We start from the raw sequence: 20,358 nt of genomic DNA, 5'->3' as shown, positions 1-20,358 counted from the left end.
GGCCGGCGCGATGCCGCGGCTCCACCGACCGACCTCGATCGGCCTGACGCGCGGCGAGCGCGCCACGTTGGCGCGCCTGCGCACGCCGGAGCGCATCCAGGATTTCGTCGCCGCGCTGCCGACGAATTTCGAGGAGGACGGCGACACCAGCCTGTCGGTGCGCGAGACGCTGCGGCGCGGCCACGCCCACTGCATCGAGGGCGCCTTCGTCGCGGCCTGCGCGCTATGGCTGGCCGGCCACCCGCCGCTGCTGATGGACATGCAGGCCGACGGCGACGACGACCATGTCGTCGCCCTTTTCCGTCGCGGCGGCCACTGGGGCGCGATCTCCAAGAGCAACCACATCTGGCTGCGCTGGCGCGACCCGATCCACCGCACGCTGCGCGAGCTGGCGTTGACGTATTTCCACGAGTATGTCGGCGGCGCCCGCAAGACGTTCCGCCGCTACTCGCGGCCGTTCGACCTGCGCCGCGTCGATCCCAGGCTGTGGGTGACGAACGCCGAGGATTGCTGGGAGGCGGCGGAGGCGCTCGACGCCTCGCGCCACTATCCGATCATCACCGCCGCGCAGGCCCGCGGCCTGCGCCCGCGCGACGCGCTGGAGCTCAAGGCAGGGAAGATGCTGGAGTTCGCCGCCCCCGACGCCCGGGCCGCGAAACGCTACTGAGGAGCGTTCGCGCCCGCCGCGATCCGCCGCACTTCACGCGCGGCCGCCGCCGTGGCATACGACGCCGCGATGGAGGGTCTACCGTGATGAGTCCGTCCCGACGTTCGCTGCTCGCCACCGCCGCCGTGGCGCCGCTGGCCGCGCCGGCCGCGCTGGCGATCCCGCGCCGGGCCGCGCCGCCATGGACCCACGAGTCCTACGCCGCCGCGATGAAGGCCAGCGGCCGCGAGCCCGGCCTGGCGCGCGCCGAGTTCGACGCGGTGCAGGAGCGCAAGGGCCGCGTCCTCAAATGGATCGGCAAGTATCTCGAGCAGCGGCTGGGCTCGGCGGATCCGGCGGTGCTGCGCGCCTTCACCGAGGTGCCGCGCGAGTACTACCACTACCATTACGGCAACCGCGCCTCGTTCGCGACCATCGCCTACGAGGAGACGGCCAAGCCCTATCCGATCGGGTACGGCTCGGCGCTGTCGGACTATCTCGGCCAGGCCTACATGACCCAGCTCTGCCGGCCGCGGCCCGGCGAGTCGGCGCTGGCGATCGGCACCGGGTCCGGCTTCCAGATCTCGATCCTCTCGCGCATCGTCGAGCGCGCCCGCTCGATCGAGATCGTCGAGCCGCTCGGCGCGCTTGTCGCCAAGCTGTTCAAACCGCTGGGCTACGAGAACGTCGAGACGCGCGTCGGCGACGGCTATTTCGGCTGGCCCGGCGAGAAGGACGGCTTCGACATCGTGATCGTCACCTGCGCGGCGCAGTACGTGCCTCCGCCGCTCATGAAGCAGCTCAAGCCCGGCGGGCGGCTGATCATCCCGATCGGCCAGCCCTTCAAGCGCGAGCAGATCCTCTACGTCTTCACCAAGGATGCGGCCGGCAAGATCCACTCGCGCAAGGACGTCGGCGTCTATTTCATCCCGATGACCGGCAAGATGATGGCCGACGCCAGGCCCGAGGCGCCGCCGGCCGCGCCGAAGGAGTGACGCGGCGGCTGGAGGCCGAGCGGACGCCGCCCAGCTAGCAGGCCATCCTCTTCGCCAGGCTGACGTCCCAGCGCCGGCCAGCGTCGCGGTTGACGAGCAGACCGTCGAGCTTGTCGTGCTTGAGCGCGAGTTCCAGCACCGTACCGTCCTCAAGGGTCACCTTCAGGCCGCTTCCCGTCAACGTGCCGTTGAGCGACATCTGCATCGGCGCCGATCCGCGCCATGTGTAGGTCCCGAAGGCGACGCCGTCGTTCACCGTGGCGATCGCGAGCTCTATCGAGCCCGCGTCGCGGTGGTGGATCGCGCCGCCGCACCACAGTCCGACGAGGGACGACGGGTCCGGCGCCTGCGCCGCGGCGCCGCCGACGGTTGCCGCGGCCAGCGCCACGCCGAGCATCAAACTTCTCATTCCGGCCCCTCCAGGTACCACGCCTGACGCGCCCGCGGACACGCTGCCCGCGTCAGCCCGGCACAGACGTATCGCCGCCGAAGGCCGCCGGCAACGTCCGCGCGCGTCCGGCACGGAATATTCGATAGCGGCCGTCCTCGACCTGCGCCGCCGTGACGAACCCGGTACGGGCGCTGCCGCCGTCGAGACCGAGACGGTCGTGCAGGAACAGGTGCGGATCGTCCTGTCCGGTCAGCTCGTGGTGCCGGGGCGGCGGCGTGTGGCCGTGCACGACGAGGGTTCCGCCGAAGCCACCACGCCAGTCGAGGAAGCCTTCCATGATCCACGCCCAGGTCGCGCCGATGAAGGCGCTCCACGGCCGCGCCAGGAACTCCGCCTGGTCGGCGCCGGGATCCAGGCCGCCATGGACGAACACGGCGTTGCCGATCCTGACGTGCGAACGCATGGCGCGCAGACGCGCGACCTCACCGGCGCCCAGCGCCGCGTCGAGCAACGCCGCGTCGAGGGCGGCGGCGGGATCGCCGACCCGCGCGCGCATCTCGTCGAGAACCTTCGTGCCGCCCATGCGCTCGCCCAGCCACATCGCCCTGGCCTTGGCGGCGTGCGGGCCGTCGCCGACGGCCAGCAGCATCATCTGCTCGTGGTTGCCCATGACACGGTCGATCCGCCCGACGCCGCGCCGGGACTCGTCCTCGGACCACAGCCGCAGGACCTCGAGGTTGCGCGGCCCGCGGTCGATCAGGTCGCCGAGATAGACCAGCCGCGTCGGGCCGGGCGCGGCGGTGGCGGCGAGCGCGACGGCCGCGAGCACCGCCGCCAGCTCGTCGGCGCAGCCGTGCACGTCCCCGACCGCGAAGACCGTTTCGCCGTCGAGCGCGAACGGCGCCGCGCGCCACTGCGCGATGTCGACGGGGACGCCCGTGAACTCCATCGCCTCCGCTCCTCCGGTCCCGCCGCCGTCCGCCATGCGGCGGCACGGCGCATTTCGACCGATCCGCGCCCGCGTGGCAACCGCGCGTCTTGCCTCCCGCCGCCGCCACGCGCAGTCTCCACCGCCGGGACGGAGGACAACCCATGCTCAGCGCCGCCGACAACGAGCTTCTGACACGCACCGGGCCGGGCACGGCGATGGGCGACTATTTCCGGCGCTTCTGGCAGCCCGTCGCGTTGTCGCGCGAGGTCGCCGAGCGCGACGCGCCGCCGGTGCGGATCACGGTGATGGGCGAGAGCCTGCTGGCGTTCCGCGATTCCAACGGCCGGGTTGGCGTCGTCGAACCGCGCTGTCCGCACCGCGGGGCCGACCTCTACTGGGGCCGCAACGAGGAATGCGGGTTGCGATGCCCCTACCACGGCTGGAAGTTCGACGTCGACGGCCGGGCGGTGGACCTGCCCAACGTCGAGCCGGACTCGGCGTACTACCGCAACGTCTCGATCCGCGCCTATCCGACGGTCGAGTACGCGGAGATGGTGTGGGCGTGGATGGGGCCGGGCGCGCCGCCGGCCGGCCCGCCCGGGCTCGAGGTCGGCCGCGTGCCGCCTTCCCACCGCTACGTCACCAAAAAGCTGCAGCAGTGCAACTGGGCGCAGACGATCGAGGGCGCCATCGACACCGCGCATTTCTCGTTCCTGCACATGCCCGCGCCGTCGGTGGCGTCGAACGCCAATCCCGACGCGCCGGCCGACGAGCGCCGCCTGCGCTGGATCCGGGACGACCCGCGTCCGAAGTTCGAGCTGGTCGGCCACGATTGCGGCTTCGTCATCGGCGCCTCGCGCAAAGGCGACGGCGGCGACCTCTACTGGCGCATCTCGCAGTACATGCTGCCGGCGCACGCCACGACGCCCTCGACGCTGCCGGGCGAGACGTATTTCGGCTACACCTTCGCGCCGATCGACGACGAGAGCTGCTGGATATACACCTACGCGTGGAACCCTGAACGCCCGCTGTCGAACTCCGAACGCGACAAGTACGGCCGCGGCCACGGCGTCATCGCCGAGGTCGACGCCGCCTACGTGCCTGTGCGCAACATCGCCAACGGCTACCTGCGCGACGTCGAGGACATGCGCACGCGCAGCTTCACCGGCGTGCGCGGCGTCGCCGAGCAGGACGCGATGGTGCAGGAGAGCCAGGGCCCGATCGTCGACCGCGCGCGCGAGACGTTGACCCCGACCGACGCCGCCGTGGTGCGCTTCCGCCAGGAGCTGATGGCCGGCGCCCGCGCGTTGAGGGAGCGCGGCGAGGCGCCGCCGGCCGCGGCCCTGCCGGAGGCCTACACGCTGCGCTCCGGCAGTTGGACCGCGCCGGAGGGTACGCCCTTCACGACGGTGATGGACCAGCGCTTCGGCGACCCGGTGGCGCGGGTGCGCTGATCGGCTGTCCGCGCCGGGTCACTTCGCGGTGGCGACGACGAACAGGCGGCGGAACCGGAACAACGTGCGGCCGTCCGGCTCTTTCGGGTAGGCGGCGGCGACGCGGGCGCGGTAGTCGGCCTCGAAGGCCGAGCGCTCCGGCTCCTCGAGCCGGTCGAGGAACTGCTTTAGCCACGTGCCCTTGGTGAACTCCGCCACCGGGTTCGGGCCCGACAGCACCTGGAGATACTCCGTCTCCCAGATCGCGAGCGTCACGGCGCGCGGCGCGAGGATGCGGTGGTAGTCCTCCGGCGGCGCCACGGGACGGCGGCGCAGATGCGGCTCCAGTCTGGACCGCCACGGCCCGTTCTCGATCGCGGCGGTCACGCTGGTGTGCGACGGCGCGTCGAAATTGCGTGGCATCTGGACGGCGAGCGTGCCGCCGGGCGCGACGTTCGCCAACAAGCGCGGCAACAATTCGTCGTGGCCGTCGAGCCAATGGAGCGTGGCGTTGCTGAACAGCACGTCGACCGGCGCCTCCGGCCGCCAGGCCGACACGTCGGCCTCGACGAATGTCGCGCCGGGATGGTCGGTGCGGGCGCGAGCCAGCATCTCCGGCGACCCGTCGATGCCGGTGAGCGCCGCGCCAGGCCAGCGCGCCGTCAGCATCGGCGCCAAGGTGCCGGCGCCGCAGCCAAGATCGACGACCGTGCGCGGCGCGGCGGCAGGCACGCGCGCCAGAAGGTCGAGCGCCGGCTGCAGACGCTCGCTGGCGAATTTCAGGTATTGCTCGGGATCCCATGCCATCGGCCTAGAGTGGCGCGATTGGGACGGAAAATCGAGCGGTGGATACGGCGGTCACGCACCGCGGCGCGGAGGGGTGCTCGTCGAGTCCATGTGTTACGAGCCATTTCGACTCGGATATCGTGAGTATCAACGCGGGTCCTCGCCAGTCGACGCCTCCGTTCGCGATCGCGCCGGCGCCGCCCTCGCCGTGACGCTGGCGATGCGGATCGCGCCGCATCCTCCCACACCATTGAACGCAACACGCACGTCCGACACGTCGTGACGCGGTCCAACGTGTCGGGCTCGGCGCCATGTGGGTGACGGGCGCGAACACCTACGATCCGGAGGCGGTCGCCGCGCTGGGCTTCGAGCCGCCGTCGCGGCTCGTGGGAATCAGCGCCGTCGGCGCGCCGCAGAGCGCGGCCACGCCCGCGGCGGCGTTGCCCGAACGGTCGGCGCATGTAGTGGAATGGCACGCGCCCGCGGCTTGGCGCGGGCGCGGCCGGAGAGATCCGCGGCTAGTCCGCCGCGGCGTCGAGCGCGTCGCCGTCGCGCGGCACGGTGCGGCCGGCGACGCTGAGCTCGCCGTCCTCGACCGTGACCTTGACGGTGTCCCCGTCCTTGACGGCGCCCTCGAGGATGAGCTGCGCCAGCGGGTTCTGCAGCGCGCGCTGGATCACCCGCTTGAGCGGCCGCGCGCCGTACACCGGGTCGTAGCCCTCGTTGGCCAGCCAGTCGGTCGCGGCGCGGTCCAGCTCGAGCGACAGTTTGCGCGCGTCGAGCAGCTTGCGCAGGCTGCCGAGCTGGATGTCGACGATGTCGCCCATGTCGGCGCGGCCCAGCCGGCTGAACAGCAGGATCTCGTCGAGGCGGTTGAGGAACTCCGGCCGGAAGGCGCGGCGCACCTCGTCCATCACCTTGCCGCGCGCCATCTCGACGGGCTGTCCGTCCTTGAGCGCCGCCAGATGCTCGCTGCCGAGGTTGCTGGTCAGCACGATCATGACGTTCTTGAAGTCGACCGTGCGGCCCTGGCCGTCGGTCAGACGGCCGTCGTCGAGCACCTGCAGCAGCACGTTGAACACGTCGGGATGCGCCTTCTCGACCTCGTCGAACAGCACGACCTGGTAGGGCCGGCGCCGCACCGCCTCGGTCAGCACGCCGCCCTCGTCGTAGCCGACGTAGCCCGGCGGCGCGCCGATCAGGCGGCTCACGGAGTGCTTCTCCATGAACTCCGACATGTCGATGCGCACCATCGCCTGGTCGTCGTCGAACAGGAAGGCCGCCAGCGCCTTGGTCAGCTCGGTCTTGCCGACGCCCGTCGGCCCCAGGAACAGGAACGAGCCGATCGGCCGGTTCGGGTCCTGCAGCCCGGCGCGCGCGCGGCGCACGGCGTTCGACACCGCGACGATCGCCTCGTGCTGGCCGATGACGCGCTTGTGCAGCTCGTCCTCCATGCGCAGAAGCTTGGCGCGCTCGCCCTCCAGCATCTTGTCGACGGGCACGCCGGTCCAGCGCGACACGACGGCGGCGATGTCCTCGGGCTGCACCTCCTCCTTGAGCGCGCGGCCGCCCGGCACATCGGCGTCGGCGTGCTCGGCGGCGGCGAGCTGCCGCTCCAGCTCGGGGATGGTGCCGTAGGCGAGCTCGCCGGCCTTCGCCAGCTCGCCCTTGCGCTGCGCGATCTCGAGATCGGCGCGCGCCTTGTCGAGACGCTCCTTGATCTTGCGGGCGTCCTCCAGCTTGTCCTTGGCGGCCTTCCAGCCGGCGGTCAGCGACGACGACTTCTCTTCAGGCCCGACAGCTCCTTCTCGAGCTTGCCCAGCCGGTCTTTCGACGCCGAGTCGGTCTCCTTGCGCAGCGCCTCGCGCTCGATCTGGAGCTGCAGGATGCGGCGGTCCAGCTCGTCGATGTCCTCGGGCTTGCTGTCGACCTGCATGCGGATGCGGCTGGCGGCCTCGTCCATCAGGTCGATCGCCTTGTCGGGCAGGAAGCGGTCGGCGATGTAGCGGTTCGACAGCGTCGCCGCCGCCACGATCGCCGCGTCGGCGATGCGCACGCCGTGGTGAAGCTCGTACTTCTCCTTCAGGCCGCGCAGGATCGAGACCGTGTCCTCGACCGTCGGCTCGCCGACGAACACCGGCTGGAACCGGCGCGCCAGCGCCGCGTCCTTCTCGACGTGCTTGCGGTACTCGTCGAGCGTCGTCGCGCCGACGCAGTGCAGCTCGCCGCGCGCCAGCGCCGGCTTCAGCATGTTGGACGCGTCCATCGCGCCGTCGGCCTTGCCCGCGCCGACCAGCGTGTGCATCTCGTCGATGAACACCACGATGTCGCCCTCGGCGGCGGCGATCTCCGACAGCACCGCCTTGAGCCGCTCCTCGAACTCGCCGCGGAACTTGGCGCCGGCCACCATGGCGCCGAGGTCGAGCGCCATCAGCTTCTTGCCCTTCAGGGACTCCGGCACGTCGTCGTTGACGATGCGCAGCGCCAAGCCCTCGGCGATCGCGGTCTTGCCGACGCCGGGCTCGCCGATCAGCACGGGGTTGTTCTTGGTGCGGCGGCTCAGCACCTGGATGGTGCGGCGGATCTCCTCGTCGCGGCCGATCACGGGATCGAGCTTGCCGTCGCGCGCCGCCTGCGTCAGGTCGCGGGCGTACTTCTTGAGCGCGTCGTAGGCGCCCTCGGCGCCGGCGCTGTCGGCGGTGCGGCCCTTGCGCAGCTTGTTGACCGCCTCGTTCAACGCCGCCGGCTGCACGCCCGCGCGCTTGAGGATGTCGGCGGCGGCGCCGGCGCCGGGCATTGCCAGCGCCTGCAGCAGGCGCTCGACGGCGACGAACGAATCGCCGGCCTTCTTGGCGACCGTCTCGGCCTGGTCGAAGACGCGTGCCAGTTCCGGCGCGAGATGGACCTGGCCGGCGCCCGACCCCTCGACCTTCGGCAGTTTGGCGAGAGCGGCCTCGGTCTCGCGCAGGGCCAGCCGCGAATCGCCGCCGGCCGCGCCGATCAGGTTGGCCGCGAGGCCCTCCTCGTCGTCGAGCAGAATCTTGAGCAGATGTTCGGGAGCCAGACGCTGATGTCCGCTCCGCAGCGCCAGCATCTGGGCGCTCTGAAGGAAACCGCGGACGCGGTCGGTGTATTTCTCCTGATCCATTACGCGACCCTTTCTCCACAAGCCCCCGCTCGTGCGGCGGGCGATCGGGCGGACCTTCGAGTGAAGCATCCGCCCGCTGATATGGGAGCGCCTTGCGCTGGAGCAAGAGGCGCGGAGGTTGTCCTCGACGCGGCAGCGTCCGATAGTGGGTGCCCGCCCCGCCACGCCTCCACGGAGACGACGATGCCGACGTCCGATCCATCGACCGACCCGGTCCTGGCCGCGCTGCGTTCGCTCGCCGACGCGTTCAACGCCCACGACCTCGACCGCATCATGGATCACTTCGCCGACGACGCCGTCCTCGAGATGCCGCGTGGACCCGATCCATGGGGTGCGCGCTTCACCGGCAAGGCGGCGGTGCGGGCCGGGCTGGCGGCGCGGTTCGCCGGTCTGCCCGACGTCCACTTCGGCGGCGCCGTCCACATGGCCGCCGGGGAAACTGGCACGTCGCGCTGGACCGTCACCGGCACGACGCCCGACGGCCGGCGGATCCGCGCCAACGGCTGCGACTTCTACACCTTCCGCGATGGGCTCGTGGTCAAGAAGGATTCCTACTGGAAGATGGTCGAAGGCTGAGATCGCCGCCCCGTTCCCGCCCGCGCGAGGCCACGCCGCACCATGACCCCGCCACCCATCACCACCATCGCCGGCGTCTTCACCTACCCGATCAAGGGGCTGGCGCCGCACCCGCTGCCGCGGGCGACGCTGACCGCCGGTCGGCCCGTGCCCAACGACCGGCGCTGGGCGCTAGTGTCGGTGCCGTTCGCGGAGGGCCCGTTCAGCCCCGACGAATTGGCGCACGTCATGCAGGCGCGGCGGCTGCGCGCCAGCCCGTTCCGCGGACGGATGGTGGCGCTCGACGCCGACGGGCGGGCGGTCCGCGGCGCACCCGGCCAGACCGTGCAGACCGAGGCGCCGCGCACCTTGCCGCCGCTGCCGCGGTTCATGCGCCTACCTGCGGCGCCGCCCCCGCTCGACGCCTGGCGTCCGCGTGGACGGTTCCTAAGTCTGGCCAACCAGGCCGGGCTGCCGCGGTTCCCCATCACATACGCTGGTGACGGTGGCGCGGCCGTCGTCGCCGGCACGATGAACCGGCTCGATTCGTCGGCGGCGCGTCTGCGCGTGGCGCGCGCGCTGTCCGACGCGTTCGACGACCCGCTGGACCGCGCCATCCAGATCGTCGAGGCGCCGCCGGACGGGCACCTCGCCGACCTGCCGGCGCCGCTCGTGTCGTTGGTCGGCCTCGCCACCGTGCGTGATCTCGCCGCCGCCATGGGACTGACGGCGCCGGTCGCGGCGCCCGGTGGACGGCTCAACCCCGCGGAGGAGGACCGCGCCTGGGGCGGTGGCCTGAATCCGATGCGCTTCCGCGCCAACATCGTGCTCGACGGCGTGCCGGCGTGGCAGGAACTCGGCTGGGCTGGCCGCACGCTGCGGATCGGCGCCGCGCGGTTGCGCGTGGTCGAGCCGATCGAGCGCTGCGTCGCGATCGACGCCGATCCCGCCGGCGGCGGCCGCGACCTGCCGGTGCTGGAGACGCTGGACCGACGGACCGGCGCGACCCGGGCCGGCGTCTACGCCGAGGTGATCGACGGCGGCGAGATCGGCTACGGCGATCCCGTGATGGTCGACGGATAGGCGCAGCGCGCGGCGGCTACTTGGACTTTCGGAGCGTGTAGCTCACACCGCCGGCCGAGCCGGCCCGTTCCAGCGACGCCGACGTCAGGTCGCCGGACAGCCTACGGCGGTTCATGTCCTGGCCGCCGCGATAGGTCGTGAACGTCTTCTGCGCCGTCAGCTCGGTCGGCTCGCAGGTCATCAGGCGGGCGAACGTGATCGTGAAGGTGAGATCGTCGCCGTTGCGCTGGACCGTCAAGCGGGGGCTGTTGCCCGAGCTGTCGTTCCTTCCGCTGCCCGAGTAGGTCTCGACCTGCGCGCGCGTCCTGGCCGGGAAGCGTCACGACCACGGCGGCCGCGACGAGCGGAAGGATCCGGATCCAACGCATCGCCAAGTTTCCTTCGCGGCCAATGCTACGCGACGAACGTCGCGATCACCGCGATGATTGAACCCGCGAGCTGGCTTGTAACCCGATCCAGGTACCGACGCCGCGATCGGCGCGCACCGGCGGCGCAAGCGAAACGGGCGATCTCTCGATCGCCCGTCGCGTGAATTTCAGCTTCCGGTCGTGGCGCTAGTCCGATGCGCCGCCGGTGCCCGTGCCGCCGGTCGGCTCCGCGGCCGGCGCCGCCCCGGCGGAGATGTCGGGCTGGTCCTCGAGTGCGGGATCGCGGTCGCCGCGGGCGCCGCCGCGGAAGCGGCGGAAATGCGGGTGCCGGGGCCGGAACGGCCGTCCGTCGCGCGGATTGCGGCCGTCGCCCTCGACGCCATCGACCGGCGGCGCCACGCCGACGACCGGCGCCGCGCCGATCACGGGGGGCGCCGCCACCGGTGCGCCGTCGATCACGTCCGGGCCGCCCGCGACCGGAGCGGGCGCTGCCGCCGGGACCGGGGCGTCGGCGACACCGTTGCCGGCCGGCGCGTAGGCCTGGCGCTCCTGCTGGCGTTGCTCTGCGCGGGTCACGAAATCGCGGCGTCCACCGCCACGGCCCGCGAACTCCTCGCGGTTGCCGTCACGGTCGCCTTCCGGCCGGCCACCACCCTCGGCGCGGCGGCCGTCGTCACGACGTCCATCGTCGCGGCGCCCGTCGCGCTGGCGTTGGTCGTAGCCGCGGTCGCGGCCGTCGTCCCGGCGTCCGCCGTCGCCACGATTGCCGTCGTTGCGGTTGCCGTCGTTGCGATTGCCGTCGTTGCGGTTGCCGTCATGGCGGCCGCCGTCGTTGCGCCCCTCGCCGCCGCGGTTGTCGTCGCGCCCGCGATAGGCGTCGCCACCGGCATAGCCTTCGCGCGGCCGTTGGAATTCCTCGCCGCCCTGCGGATCGACGCCGCGGCGCGGATACTCGACGGTCGGTTGCGGCTCGGCGGTCGGATCGAAGCCGCCCTGCCCGTTCTGGCCGCCCTCGCCGGGCCCGCCGTCGGGACCGCCCTCGTCGCCGTCGCCGCCCTCTTCCCAGGACTGGCCGAAGCGCGGCTGCACGAAGCCGCCCTGCGCCGCGATGATGCGGTAGTAGTGCTCGGCGTACTGGTAGTACGATTCCGCCTGGATCCGGTCGCCCGAGGCGGTCGCCTCGCGCGCCAGCGCCTGGTACTTCTCGTAGATCTGGTGCGCGGTGCCGCGAACCCGCACGTCGGGTCCGTTGCTGTCGTAACTCTGGTTGCGGCTGGGAAACTTATTGGGTTTCCCGGTGCGGCCACGCTGGTGGCGACGCTGATTGTTCGGACGCATTCACTCTGCCGATGGTCGGCCGCGACGGGTGGTCTATGATCCGACTTGCCCCTCGTCCACCTAGCGTGGACCCCGTCACGGACATCAATGGAGGTGCGAGTTCATGCCGGCCAATTCACCGGCTCAGGCCCTCGTCGGACGTCATCAAGGTATAGCCTCCCCGGCGCCTTGCCAACCGGTATTCCGCCGGAATGTGCAAAACAACCGACCCATGCGCGCCAAGAAGGGGTGGAGTTTCGTGACGAAACCCTCTCACCCCGGGGTCGGGCGGCGGCCGAGGACCACGCGGTCGACACCGCCGAGATCGCGGATCGGCGCCTCGACCCGGAAGCCGGCGTGGCGCACCAGGCGGGTGACCGCCTCCCACTGGTCCTTGCCGACCTCCAGCGCCACCCAGCCGCCGGGGCGGACCAGGTAGCCGAGCTGGCCGGCGAGCCGGCGGTAGCAGTCCAGCCCGTCCGGTCCGCCGTCCAGCGCCAGCCACGGCTCGTGGTCGCAGACCTCGGGATCGAGCAGCTCGATGTCGTCGCTGCGGATGTAGGGCGGATTCGACACCACGACGTCGAACACGTCGGCGATGCCCTCGCCCCAGTCGCCGGGCGTCATCGTGGCGCGATCCGCCAGCCCCAGCGCGGCGGCGTTGTCGCGCGCCACCGCCAGCGCCCGCTCGCTGCGGTCGATGCCCACGCCGGTGGCGTTGGGCAGCTCGTGCAGCAGCGACAGCAGCAGGCAGCCGGAGCCGACGCCAAGATCGAGCACGCGTAGCCGGGCGCCGCGGTCGGGCAGCGCCTTCAACACGGCCTCGACCAGCGCCTCGCTGTCGGGCCGGGGCGTCAGCACGTCGGGCGAGACCTTGAACGTGAGGCTCCAGAACTCGCGCCGGCCCAGGATGTGCGACATCGGCTCGCGCTCGACACGGCGCTGCGCCAGCCGCTCGACGCGGGCGACGATCCCGGGGTCGAGCGGCGTCTCGGAATCGGCGACGATGCGCTCCGTCGTCCAGCCGGCGGCGTCGCCCAGCAGCAGCCGCGCCTCCAGACGGCCGTCGCCCACGCCGGCCTCCTCCAGCCGCCGCGCCACCGACCGCACCAACTCCCCCGCCGTGGTCATCGTCTCCGGAATCCCCATCACCCCGGATCAGGCTGGCCGGCCGCGGGCGGTCTGACAAGGCCCGCCGCGCCGCCGATTCGCCTGATGGAACGGCCGGCGCCGGCGGCGGGTCATTTCGCCGGCGCGGCGCGGTAGCGGAAGTCGCAATGCGAGGCGCCCTGCATGATGGTCTGGGTGCGCTCCATTTTGATCGAGGGGTCGTAGCCCTCGATGAAGGTGGCGTCGCGGTTGCACGACAGCAGGTGGCCGATCTCGCCCAGCCCCATGGCGTGGTACATCTCGGCGTAGCGGCAGCGCGTGACGTTGTAGTCCATCGCCTTGTCGTCCGAGCGCAGCACGTCGAGCCGCAGCGCGTCCTCCTTCTGCCACAGCGGCTGCAGCGCGGCGAAGCTGCGCAGCGACGTGCCGCCCTTCTCGGTCGCGGCGAAGGCTCGGGCCGATTCCAGCGCCGCCTTCTTGACCGCGCGCTCGATCACGCCGCGGGCGGCCTCGACGCCGAACGCGGTCTTCATCTCCTCGTAGATCGGCTTGATGATCTCCGCCTCGATGCGGCGGCGCGCGAGGATGCCCATCGTCAGGTCGGTCGGGGGCGCGGGAGGCGCGGCTGATGGGGCGGTGTCGGCCATGTTCGGTCTCCGGGTTGCGTCGGTGAAGGCTGCATCGGAGGATCGGTTCTGACAACCGTCCGGACGACCGCCCGGGGAATCCATGCTGCCGCGTCGACACCTGCTCGCCATCCTATGCGCCGCCAGCGCACCATCAGCCGCCGCCGTCGCGCAGATGCCGCCGACGGCGGCGGAGACCGCCGCCTACACCGGGCTGCACGCCGCCGCCGCGCGCAACGACGCCGCCGAGGTCGCGCGGCTGCTGGCCGCCAAGACCGATCCCGAGGCGCGCGACGCCGCCGGCCGCACGGCGGCGCATGTCGCGGCGTTCGCGGCGGCCCCCGACGCATTGCGCGCCCTCGCCAAAGGCGGCGCCGATCTGCGGGCGCTGGAGAACCGGCGCTATGACGTCGTCACGATAGCCGCCGTCCGCGACGACGCCGCGATGGTGCGGCTGGCGCTGTCGCTGGGCGGCGACGCCAGGCTGATCACCAGCCCCTACGACGGCACGGCGTTGATCGCCGCCGCCCATCTCGGCCACGACGAGGTGGTGCGGGCGTTGATCGAAGGCGGCGCGCCGCTCGACCACGTCAACAATCTCGGCTGGACGGCGTTGATGGAGGCGGTCGTGCTGGGCGACGGCGGCCCGCGCCACGTCGCCTGCGCCCGCGCGCTGCTGGCGGCCGGCGCCCGCCGCGACATCCCCGACCGCGACGGCGTCACGCCGCTGGAGCACGCCAAACGCCGCGGGATGCGGGAGATGGTGGCGGCGTTCGAGGCGGCGGCGCGGTAGGCGCACCTATCAATTTGTGAGTGCTCCGCAAATCGTTTCAGAGACGAAGCTCCTTGCTGAACCCCGCAGGCACGTACTTGGAAACTTCAATCCATCGGTCCGTATCCACTCCAGCGAACATTGCTGGTCCGGATCCGCCGGTCGTCGCTGCCGTCCTAGACTCGACCTCCCTCAGATGATCAATCCCCTTTGTTATGTCCTTCGACGCGCCTTGGAGATCGCGCCAGATAGCTCGTACGTCATCCCGCAGACTAGGCTGAATCCCAGCGCCGACAGTGCACATCCAGATCTCTAGCGCTCTCGTCGTGAGCTTGGCGTGTTTGACTGCGAAGTCCGGCAGCTCTCCACCGAGCCGACGAAAAGTTTTTTGAGTAGACTCGAGATTCAAATTGGCAGCGTTACGAATGTCTTCAAGCATTTCATAGAACCGCATCAAGTCCTCTCGCCCGAAGTCGAGAGGCCTGTCGATCGCCGACGCGATCCCAGGGTATTCATCGAACAACTCGACGCGATAGAGTTGTGCGAGCGCGAGCAGCGACGCGCGACGCGTTGCGTCGGCAGCCTCAACTTCCCACTTCACCTCTTTGACACACATATAGACGCGCGAATTTTGTCCCTTCTTGACCAACCATCCCAGCATGGCGTCCCCCAACGAAACGTTCATGGGCGTTCGCAGATTGACAGCACCACTGGTCGTCCAACAAGCAAAACCTCGAAAGAAATAGAAGCTCTAGATATCTATGGTTGCATTTACATCAACTCTAGCCTTGAGAAGCCTTCTGCGCGGCGTGCAGATCGTCCGCCGCCTCGTCCTTGCTTATGCCTCGACCTCGCTGAGCCGCGCCGCCTCGTCGTCGGCGACCAGGGCCTCGACGACCTTGTCCAGCGCGGTGCCGTCCATGACCTTGTCGAGCTCGTAGAGCGTCAGGTTGATGCGGTGGTCGGTGCAGCGGCCCTGGGGGAAGTTGTAGGTGCGGATGCGCTCGCTGCGGTCGCCGCTGCCGATCTGGCCCTTGCGCGACGCCGCGCGCTCGTCGTGCAGCTTCTGGCGCTGCGCCTCGTAGAGGCGGGCGCGCAGGATCTTCATCGCCTTGGCCTTGTTCTTGTGCTGGCTCTTCTCGTCCTGCTGGCTGACCACGACGCCGGTCGGGATGTGCGTGATGCGCACGGCGCTGTCGGTGGTGTTGACCGACTGGCCGCCCGGGCCGGAGGAGCGGAACACGTCGATGCGCAGGTCCTTGTCCTCGATCTTGATGTCGACCTCCTCGGCCTCGGGCAGCACCGCCACGGTCGCCGCCGAGGTGTGGATGCGGCCCTGCGCCTCGGTCGCCGGCACGCGCTGCACGCGGTGCACGCCGGACTCGAACTTCAGCCGCGCGAAGACGTCGGTGCCGGTGACCTCGGCGGTGGCGTCGCGGTAGCCGCCCATGCCGGTCTCCGACACCTCCATGACCTCGAACTTCCAGCCGCGCAGGGCGGCGTAGCGCTGGTACATGCGGAAGAGGTCGGCGGCGAACAGCGCCGCCTCGTCGCCGCCGGTGCCGGCGCGGACCTCGAGGATGGCGTTGCGCGAATCGGCCGCGTCCTTGGGCAGCAGCATGATCTTGATCTGGCGGTCGAGCGCCGGCACGCGCTCCTTGAGCGCGGCGAACTCCTCCTCCGCCATCGCCTTCATGTCCTTGTCGGTGGCCGGATCGGCGATCATCGCGGCGAGGTCGCCGGCCTCCTTCTGCGCCTGGCGCAGCGCGTTGACCGCCTCGACCAGCGGGCCGAGATCGGAGAACTCCTTGGAGACCTGGCCGATCCTGGCGGAATCGAGCGCGCCGGAGGACAGCATCGCCTGCAGTTCGGCGTGCCGGTGGACGACCTGGTCGAGTTTGGCGTCGAGGGACATGGCGGCGCTTATACTGCATCCGGCCCCGGCCGCGAAATCGCCCGCGACGGGCGTCGGGGACGTCGTAGAATGACCCCGCTTTCATCGACGCCACGTCGGCGGAGGCCCCTCATCCGCCCCTCCGGGGCACCTTCTCCCCTCCTTCGAGGGGAAACGGAGAGGACCGCTCCCGTCCCCTTCTCCCCCGGCATCGGGGGAGAAGGTGCCCGAAGGGCGGATGAAGGGCTTCCCCGTCAGGAGGGACCGCATACGCCATGCTGGACGACGCGCTCGCGGGCATCCGCGTCATCGATTTCGCGCAGGTCGCGGCCGGGCCGGTGTGCGGCGCCATGCTGGCCGATCTCGGCGCCGACGTGATCAAGCTGGAGTCGCCGGCCGGCGACATCGGCCGCCGGCTGGGCCCGCCCTACATCGACGGCGAGAGCGCGTCGTCGACCATGTCCAACCGCGGCAAGCGCAGCGTCGTCCTCGACCTCAAGACCGCGGAGGGCCGCGCCACCGCCCGCAAGCTGATCGCCACGGCCGACATCGTGCTGGAGAGCTTCCGGCCCGGCGTGATGAGGCGCTTCGGGCTCGACTACGAGTCGCTCAAGGCGACGCAGCCGCGGCTGATCTACATCGCGATCTCGGCCTACGGCCAGACCGGCCCGTGGAAGGACAAGCCCGGCGTCGACGGCATCGTGCAGGGCGCGTCCGGCCTGATGAGCGTCACCGGCGAGCCCGGCGCCGGCCCGACCAAGGTCAGCGTGCCGGTGGTCGACATGACGACGGCGTTCCTCGCGACGACGGCCGTCCTGGCGGCGCTGCGCAAACGCGACCGCACCGGCGAGGGCCAGCTGCTCGACATCGGCATGTACGGCAGCGCCATCCTGCTGCAGCAGCACTCCATGGTCGGCTACCTCGTGTCCGGAACGCCGCCGGAGCGCGCCGGCAGCGCCGCGCCCTACGCCTCGCCCAACGAGGCCTATCCCACGGCCGACGGCTGGATCATGGTCGCGGCCTACCATCCCGAGAGGTGGATCGCGCTGTGCGATCTGCTGGGCGAGCCGGAACTGTCGCGCGATCCCCGCTTCGCCGACCTGCCGGAGCGCGTCGCCAACCGGCCGGCGCTGTTCGCGGCCCTGTCGGCGCATTTCCGGCGGCGGACGACGGCGGAGTGGATCCAGGCGCTGGAGGCCGCCGACATCATCTGCGGGCCGATCGCCAGCTACGACCAGGTCGTGGCCTCGCCGCAGATGGCGCATATGGGCTGGGTGACGGAGATGCCGCACGCGTCGGGCGGCACGGTGCCGACCATCGGCTTCGGGCTGGGCCGCGCCAGCGGCGTCGCCCCGATCCGCCGCGGCGCGCCCGCGATCGGCCAGCACACCGCCGAAATCCTCGCCGAGCTCGGCATCGCGCCGCCGGGTCTTTCCCCCTCTCCGCCCGCGCGCGGGGGGAGAGGGTCGGGGTGAGCTGGGTTTTCGTGCGGATCGCGGCGCCCGATGGCGACGCACGTCACGCTTGAGCCACCACCTCCACCATTTCCGACACCACCTCACCCTCCCGCGCCACGCGCGGGCCCCTCCCTCTCCCCGGCTACGCGGCGGAGAGGGTGAAAGCCGCCGGAGATCGACCGTCATGCCCCATTCCATCGTCGACAAGCTCGAAATTCCCGTGATCGCGGCGCCGATGTTCCTGGTGTCCAACCCGGCGATGACCATCGCCGCCTGCTCGGAGGGCGTGATGGGCAGCTTTCCCGCCCACGGCACGCGCGACGCGGAGACGTTCGAGCGCTGGCTGATCGAGACCGAGGAAGGCGTGAGGCGGCTGGCCGACCAGCCGCACGAAGGGAAGGTCGCGCCGTTCGCCATCAACCTCGTGGTGCACGCGTCGAACCCGCGCGCCCAGGGCGATCTCGACATCGTCGTCCGCCACAAGGTGCCGGTGGTGCTGACCTCCAAGGGCGCGCCGGGCGAGGCGGTGAAGCGCATCCACGATTACGGCGGCATCGTCATCCACGACGTCGCCAGCCAGCGGCACGCCGAGAAGGCGATGGAGTCCGGCGTCGATGGCGTCATCGCGGTGTGCGGCGGCGCCGGCGGCCATTGCGGCACCATCAACCCCTTCGCGCTGCTCAACGAGGTCCGGCGGATCTTCGATGGCCTCGTCGTGCTGGCTGGCGGCATGACCACCGGCCGCGACGCGCTGGCCGCCCAGGCGATGGGCGCCGACCTCGCCTACATGGGCACGCGCTTCATCGCCACGACCGAGGCGACCGCGGCCGACGGCCACAAGGCGATGATCCTGGAGTCGAAATCGACCGACGTGTTCCTGTCGGCCTCGATCGACGGCGCGCCGGCCAACTGGCTGACCAAGAGCCTGATCGCCGCCGGCGTCGACCTCGACGTCCTGCGCACCACCCTACCGGGGAAGATCGTCTCGGCTCAGGAATCGAAGAAGCGCTGGAAGGACATCTGGACCGCCGGCCACGGCGTCGGGAACATCGACAGCGTCATCGGCACCGCCGAGCTGTGCCGCCGCCTCAAGGCCGAGTACCGCGCCGCGAGGGACGAGATGCGCCGCCTGGCGGCGTGAAGGGCGGCTTCGCTCCATCTCCGCCCGCGTGGCAGGTGGCGAATCGGCACATCCCGGAGGTCGCCGCCATTTCCCTCTCCCCCGCTGCGCGGCGGAGAGGGACGAATAGCTGCGCGAATGTATCAACGCCTCGCGCGGAAGAAATCGCGCAGCAGGGCGGCGGCCTCGGTCTCGGCGATTCCCGAGTAGACCTCCGGCGCGTGATGGCAAGTGGGCTGGCCGAAGATCCGCGGACCGTGCTCGACGCCGCCGCCCTTGGGATCAGACGCGCCGAAGTACAGCCGCCGCAGGCGCGCGAAGGAGATCGCCTGGGCGCACATCGGACACGGCTCCAAGGTCACGTGCAGGTCGCAACCGACCAGCCGCGGCGAGCCCAGCGCTTCGGCGGCCGCGCGGATCGCCAATAGTTCGGCGTGCGCCGTAGGGTCGTTGAGCGCCTCGACGCGGTTGCCGGCGCGCGCCAGCACGGCGCCGTCCGGCCCGGTCACGACGGCGCCCACCGGCACCTCGCCGCGCGCGGCGGCGTCGCGCGCCTCTGCCAACGCCAGCGCCATCGGTGGCGGGTCGCCGGCCACGCTCAGCCGCGCCCGCGGTAGGCCGGTACGCCGGGATCGGGCAGCCACAGGCCTTTCGGCGGCGCGCCGGTCTGCCAGAACACGTCGATCGGCATGCCGCCGCGCGGATACCAGTAACCGCCGATGCGTAGCCATCTCGGCCGCATCGCCGCCACCAGCCGCTTGCCGATGCCCACCGTGCAATCCTCGTGGAAGGCGCCGTGGTTCCGGAACGACCCGAGGAACAGCTTCAGCGACTTGCTCTCGACCAGCGCCGCGGCCGGCGCGTAGTCGATCACGAGATGGGCGAAATCCGGCTGACCGGTGATCGGACACAGCGAGGTGAATTCCGGCGCCGTGAAGCGCACCAGATACAGCGTCCCCTTGTGCGGATTGGGCACCGTCTCGATCACCGCCGCGTCGGGCGATGCCGGCAGCGCGCTCGGCCGGCCGAGCTGGGTCAGGGTCTTGGGTCGGGCCATGTCGGATCGCCTGCGGTCGCGGAACGACGCCCGTTCTATCGCGTCCGCCGCCGCGACGCGAGGACGCCGCGTGCTACGCTGCGACACCAAGGAGACGCCGCGTTGATCGACCCCGCCGACCTCACCGCGCTCAGCCGCGCCATGTCGCACGCGCTGCGGCACGCGCCGGCGGCGTACGGGTTGACCCTGGCGGCCGATGGATCGGCGCCGCTCGACGATCTCGTGGCGGCGCTGCGTGAGGCGCATTCCCGCTGGAGCGCGCTGGAGGAAGCCGATCTACGCGCCGCGATCGACGCGTCCGAGAAGAAGCGCCACGCCATCGAGGACGGCCGCATCCGCGCGCGCTACGGCCACTCCGCCGCGGTCGACATCGCGCGCGACCCGACGCCGCCGCCGGCGATCCTGTTCCACGGCACGTCGCCCGACGCCGTGGCCTCGATCCTCGACGCCGGCCTGCGGCCGATGGCGCGCCGGCAGGTCCACCTCTCCGCCGACCGCGACACGGCGCTGCGGGTCGGCCGGCGCAAAAGCGCGGCGCCGGCGATCCTCGTGGTGCGGGCGCTCGCCGCGCACGGCGCCGGCGTCGCCTTCTTCGAGGTCGACGACCGGATATGGCTGGCCGACGCCATCCCGCCGGGCTTCATCACGCGCGAGGCCTGAGGCGTCCCC

The 20,358-nt window shown here is 71.2% G+C and carries 20 protein-coding genes and 1 pseudogene; 9 read left to right on the top strand and 12 right to left on the bottom strand.

Translation table 11 applies throughout. From position 1 onward, the window contains the following. The first annotated feature begins 10 nt into the window (after positions 1-10). Both IPK81_18655 and IPK81_18650 read left to right on the top strand, forming a co-directional pair. Positions 11-667 carry a hypothetical protein gene (locus tag IPK81_18655; protein ID QQS11570.1) on the top strand — a complete coding sequence of 219 codons (657 nt, stop codon included), beginning with the start codon at positions 11-13 and terminating at the stop codon, positions 665-667. 86 nt (positions 668-753) lie between these two features. After that, positions 754-1,641: a protein-L-isoaspartate O-methyltransferase gene (locus IPK81_18650; protein ID QQS11569.1), complete on the top strand. Its 888-nt coding sequence runs from the start codon at positions 754-756 to the stop codon at positions 1,639-1,641. A 34-nt stretch (positions 1,642-1,675) separates the two neighbouring features. Here the strand turns inward: IPK81_18650 and IPK81_18645 are convergent, their stop codons facing one another. After that, positions 1,676-2,050 (bottom strand): hypothetical protein, encoded by a 375-nt coding sequence (locus IPK81_18645; GenBank protein ID QQS11568.1) that lies wholly within the window; start codon positions 2,048-2,050, stop codon positions 1,676-1,678. A 52-nt stretch (positions 2,051-2,102) separates the two neighbouring features. Further along, complete coding sequence (locus IPK81_18640; protein ID QQS11567.1) at positions 2,103-2,981, bottom strand: metallophosphoesterase; 879 nt, start codon at positions 2,979-2,981, stop codon at positions 2,103-2,105. A gap of 143 nt (positions 2,982-3,124) precedes the next feature. Here IPK81_18640 and IPK81_18635 point away from each other — a divergent pair, with 143 nt between their 5' ends. Continuing rightward, entirely contained in the window at positions 3,125-4,417 is a 1,293-nt protein-coding gene (locus IPK81_18635) for a Rieske 2Fe-2S domain-containing protein (GenBank protein QQS11566.1), read from the top strand. Positions 4,418-4,435: 18 nt separating this feature from the next. Here the strand turns inward: IPK81_18635 and IPK81_18630 are convergent, their stop codons facing one another. Continuing rightward, complete coding sequence (locus tag IPK81_18630; GenBank protein QQS11565.1) at positions 4,436-5,203, bottom strand: methyltransferase domain-containing protein; 768 nt, start codon at positions 5,201-5,203, stop codon at positions 4,436-4,438. Positions 5,204-5,700: 497 nt separating this feature from the next. Continuing rightward, positions 5,701-8,330 (bottom strand): annotated as a pseudogene (clpB, locus tag IPK81_18625) (ATP-dependent chaperone ClpB). Between the two features lie 183 nt (positions 8,331-8,513). On the opposite strand from clpB, the gene IPK81_18620 reads away from it, so the two are divergent. Then, a complete protein-coding gene (locus IPK81_18620) occupies positions 8,514-8,906 on the top strand; it encodes a nuclear transport factor 2 family protein (protein QQS11564.1) in 393 nt (130 codons plus the stop codon). Between the two features lie 42 nt (positions 8,907-8,948). Then, positions 8,949-9,968, top strand: a complete 1,020-nt coding sequence (locus IPK81_18615; GenBank protein ID QQS11563.1) for an MOSC domain-containing protein — start codon at positions 8,949-8,951, stop codon at positions 9,966-9,968. Between the two features lie 16 nt (positions 9,969-9,984). Here the strand turns inward: IPK81_18615 and IPK81_18610 are convergent, their stop codons facing one another. From IPK81_18610 to IPK81_18595, 4 genes are all read right to left on the bottom strand, one after another. Then, positions 9,985-10,206 (bottom strand): hypothetical protein, encoded by a 222-nt coding sequence (locus tag IPK81_18610; protein QQS11562.1) that lies wholly within the window; start codon positions 10,204-10,206, stop codon positions 9,985-9,987. Between the two features lie 316 nt (positions 10,207-10,522). Continuing rightward, positions 10,523-11,674: a DUF4167 domain-containing protein gene (locus tag IPK81_18605; GenBank protein ID QQS11561.1), complete on the bottom strand. Its 1,152-nt coding sequence runs from the start codon at positions 11,672-11,674 to the stop codon at positions 10,523-10,525. A gap of 252 nt (positions 11,675-11,926) precedes the next feature. Next, positions 11,927-12,784, bottom strand: a complete 858-nt coding sequence (gene prmC, locus IPK81_18600) for a peptide chain release factor N(5)-glutamine methyltransferase (GenBank protein ID QQS11560.1) — start codon at positions 12,782-12,784, stop codon at positions 11,927-11,929. Positions 12,785-12,894: 110 nt separating this feature from the next. Beyond that, positions 12,895-13,410, bottom strand: a complete 516-nt coding sequence (locus tag IPK81_18595; protein ID QQS11559.1) for an L-2-amino-thiazoline-4-carboxylic acid hydrolase — start codon at positions 13,408-13,410, stop codon at positions 12,895-12,897. A gap of 82 nt (positions 13,411-13,492) precedes the next feature. Between IPK81_18595 and IPK81_18590 the strand changes: the two genes are divergently transcribed. Then, positions 13,493-14,182: an ankyrin repeat domain-containing protein gene (locus tag IPK81_18590; protein ID QQS11558.1), complete on the top strand. Its 690-nt coding sequence runs from the start codon at positions 13,493-13,495 to the stop codon at positions 14,180-14,182. 37 nt (positions 14,183-14,219) lie between these two features. Here IPK81_18590 and IPK81_18585 read toward each other — a convergent pair whose 3' ends face one another. Further along, positions 14,220-14,822, bottom strand: a complete 603-nt coding sequence (locus tag IPK81_18585) for a hypothetical protein (protein QQS11557.1) — start codon at positions 14,820-14,822, stop codon at positions 14,220-14,222. Positions 14,823-14,999: 177 nt separating this feature from the next. After that, the gene (gene prfA / locus IPK81_18580; GenBank protein QQS11556.1) at positions 15,000-16,076 is read right to left on the bottom strand and encodes a peptide chain release factor 1; all 1,077 of its coding nucleotides are present in this window, start codon (positions 16,074-16,076) and stop codon (positions 15,000-15,002) included. Positions 16,077-16,330: 254 nt separating this feature from the next. On the opposite strand from prfA, the gene IPK81_18575 reads away from it, so the two are divergent. Beyond that, the gene (locus IPK81_18575) at positions 16,331-17,530 is read left to right on the top strand and encodes a CoA transferase (protein QQS11555.1); all 1,200 of its coding nucleotides are present in this window, start codon (positions 16,331-16,333) and stop codon (positions 17,528-17,530) included. 166 nt (positions 17,531-17,696) lie between these two features. After that, a complete protein-coding gene (locus tag IPK81_18570) occupies positions 17,697-18,653 on the top strand; it encodes a nitronate monooxygenase (protein ID QQS11554.1) in 957 nt (318 codons plus the stop codon). Between the two features lie 122 nt (positions 18,654-18,775). Here the strand turns inward: IPK81_18570 and IPK81_18565 are convergent, their stop codons facing one another. Both IPK81_18565 and queF read right to left on the bottom strand, forming a co-directional pair. Beyond that, positions 18,776-19,207 (bottom strand): nucleoside deaminase, encoded by a 432-nt coding sequence (locus IPK81_18565; protein QQS15173.1) that lies wholly within the window; start codon positions 19,205-19,207, stop codon positions 18,776-18,778. Between the two features lie 23 nt (positions 19,208-19,230). Continuing rightward, positions 19,231-19,689, bottom strand: coding sequence for an NADPH-dependent 7-cyano-7-deazaguanine reductase QueF (queF, locus tag IPK81_18560; protein QQS11553.1), 459 nt, complete (start codon positions 19,687-19,689; stop codon positions 19,231-19,233). Between the two features lie 102 nt (positions 19,690-19,791). Here queF and IPK81_18555 point away from each other — a divergent pair, with 102 nt between their 5' ends. Beyond that, complete coding sequence (locus IPK81_18555; protein ID QQS11552.1) at positions 19,792-20,349, top strand: RNA 2'-phosphotransferase; 558 nt, start codon at positions 19,792-19,794, stop codon at positions 20,347-20,349. Positions 20,350-20,358 lie beyond the last annotated feature (9 nt).

The sequence above is a fragment of the Rhodospirillales bacterium genome, from assembly GCA_016699855.1.
GTDB lineage: Bacteria > Pseudomonadota > Alphaproteobacteria > Reyranellales > Reyranellaceae.
Note: the sequence above shows the minus strand (reverse complement) of the source record. Positions and strands in the feature narration are given on the sequence as shown.

What these genes read in the sequence shown, in the direction of transcription:
- IPK81_18650 (QQS11569.1), top strand. Translation starts at nt 754, where the DNA reads ATGAGTCCGTCCCGACGTTCGCTGCTCGCCACCGCCGCCGTGGCGCCG.
- IPK81_18605 (QQS11561.1), bottom strand. Translation starts at nt 11,674, where the DNA reads ATGCGTCCGAACAATCAGCGTCGCCACCAGCGTGGCCGCACCGGGAAA.
- IPK81_18645 (QQS11568.1), bottom strand. Translation starts at nt 2,050, where the DNA reads ATGAGAAGTTTGATGCTCGGCGTGGCGCTGGCCGCGGCAACCGTCGGC.
- IPK81_18570 (QQS11554.1), top strand. Translation starts at nt 17,697, where the DNA reads ATGCCCCATTCCATCGTCGACAAGCTCGAAATTCCCGTGATCGCGGCG.
- IPK81_18590 (QQS11558.1), top strand. Translation starts at nt 13,493, where the DNA reads ATGCTGCCGCGTCGACACCTGCTCGCCATCCTATGCGCCGCCAGCGCA.
- IPK81_18575 (QQS11555.1), top strand. Translation starts at nt 16,331, where the DNA reads ATGCTGGACGACGCGCTCGCGGGCATCCGCGTCATCGATTTCGCGCAG.
- IPK81_18615 (QQS11563.1), top strand. Translation starts at nt 8,949, where the DNA reads ATGACCCCGCCACCCATCACCACCATCGCCGGCGTCTTCACCTACCCG.
- prfA (QQS11556.1), bottom strand. Translation starts at nt 16,076, where the DNA reads ATGTCCCTCGACGCCAAACTCGACCAGGTCGTCCACCGGCACGCCGAA.
- IPK81_18585 (QQS11557.1), bottom strand. Translation starts at nt 14,822, where the DNA reads ATGCTGGGATGGTTGGTCAAGAAGGGACAAAATTCGCGCGTCTATATG.
- queF (QQS11553.1), bottom strand. Translation starts at nt 19,689, where the DNA reads ATGGCCCGACCCAAGACCCTGACCCAGCTCGGCCGGCCGAGCGCGCTG.
- IPK81_18655 (QQS11570.1), top strand. Translation starts at nt 11, where the DNA reads ATGCCGCGGCTCCACCGACCGACCTCGATCGGCCTGACGCGCGGCGAG.
- IPK81_18565 (QQS15173.1), bottom strand. Translation starts at nt 19,207, where the DNA reads ATGGCGCTGGCGTTGGCAGAGGCGCGCGACGCCGCCGCGCGCGGCGAG.
- prmC (QQS11560.1), bottom strand. Translation starts at nt 12,784, where the DNA reads ATGACCACGGCGGGGGAGTTGGTGCGGTCGGTGGCGCGGCGGCTGGAG.
- IPK81_18595 (QQS11559.1), bottom strand. Translation starts at nt 13,410, where the DNA reads ATGGCCGACACCGCCCCATCAGCCGCGCCTCCCGCGCCCCCGACCGAC.
- IPK81_18620 (QQS11564.1), top strand. Translation starts at nt 8,514, where the DNA reads ATGCCGACGTCCGATCCATCGACCGACCCGGTCCTGGCCGCGCTGCGT.
- IPK81_18640 (QQS11567.1), bottom strand. Translation starts at nt 2,981, where the DNA reads ATGGAGTTCACGGGCGTCCCCGTCGACATCGCGCAGTGGCGCGCGGCG.
- IPK81_18630 (QQS11565.1), bottom strand. Translation starts at nt 5,203, where the DNA reads ATGGCATGGGATCCCGAGCAATACCTGAAATTCGCCAGCGAGCGTCTG.
- IPK81_18635 (QQS11566.1), top strand. Translation starts at nt 3,125, where the DNA reads ATGCTCAGCGCCGCCGACAACGAGCTTCTGACACGCACCGGGCCGGGC.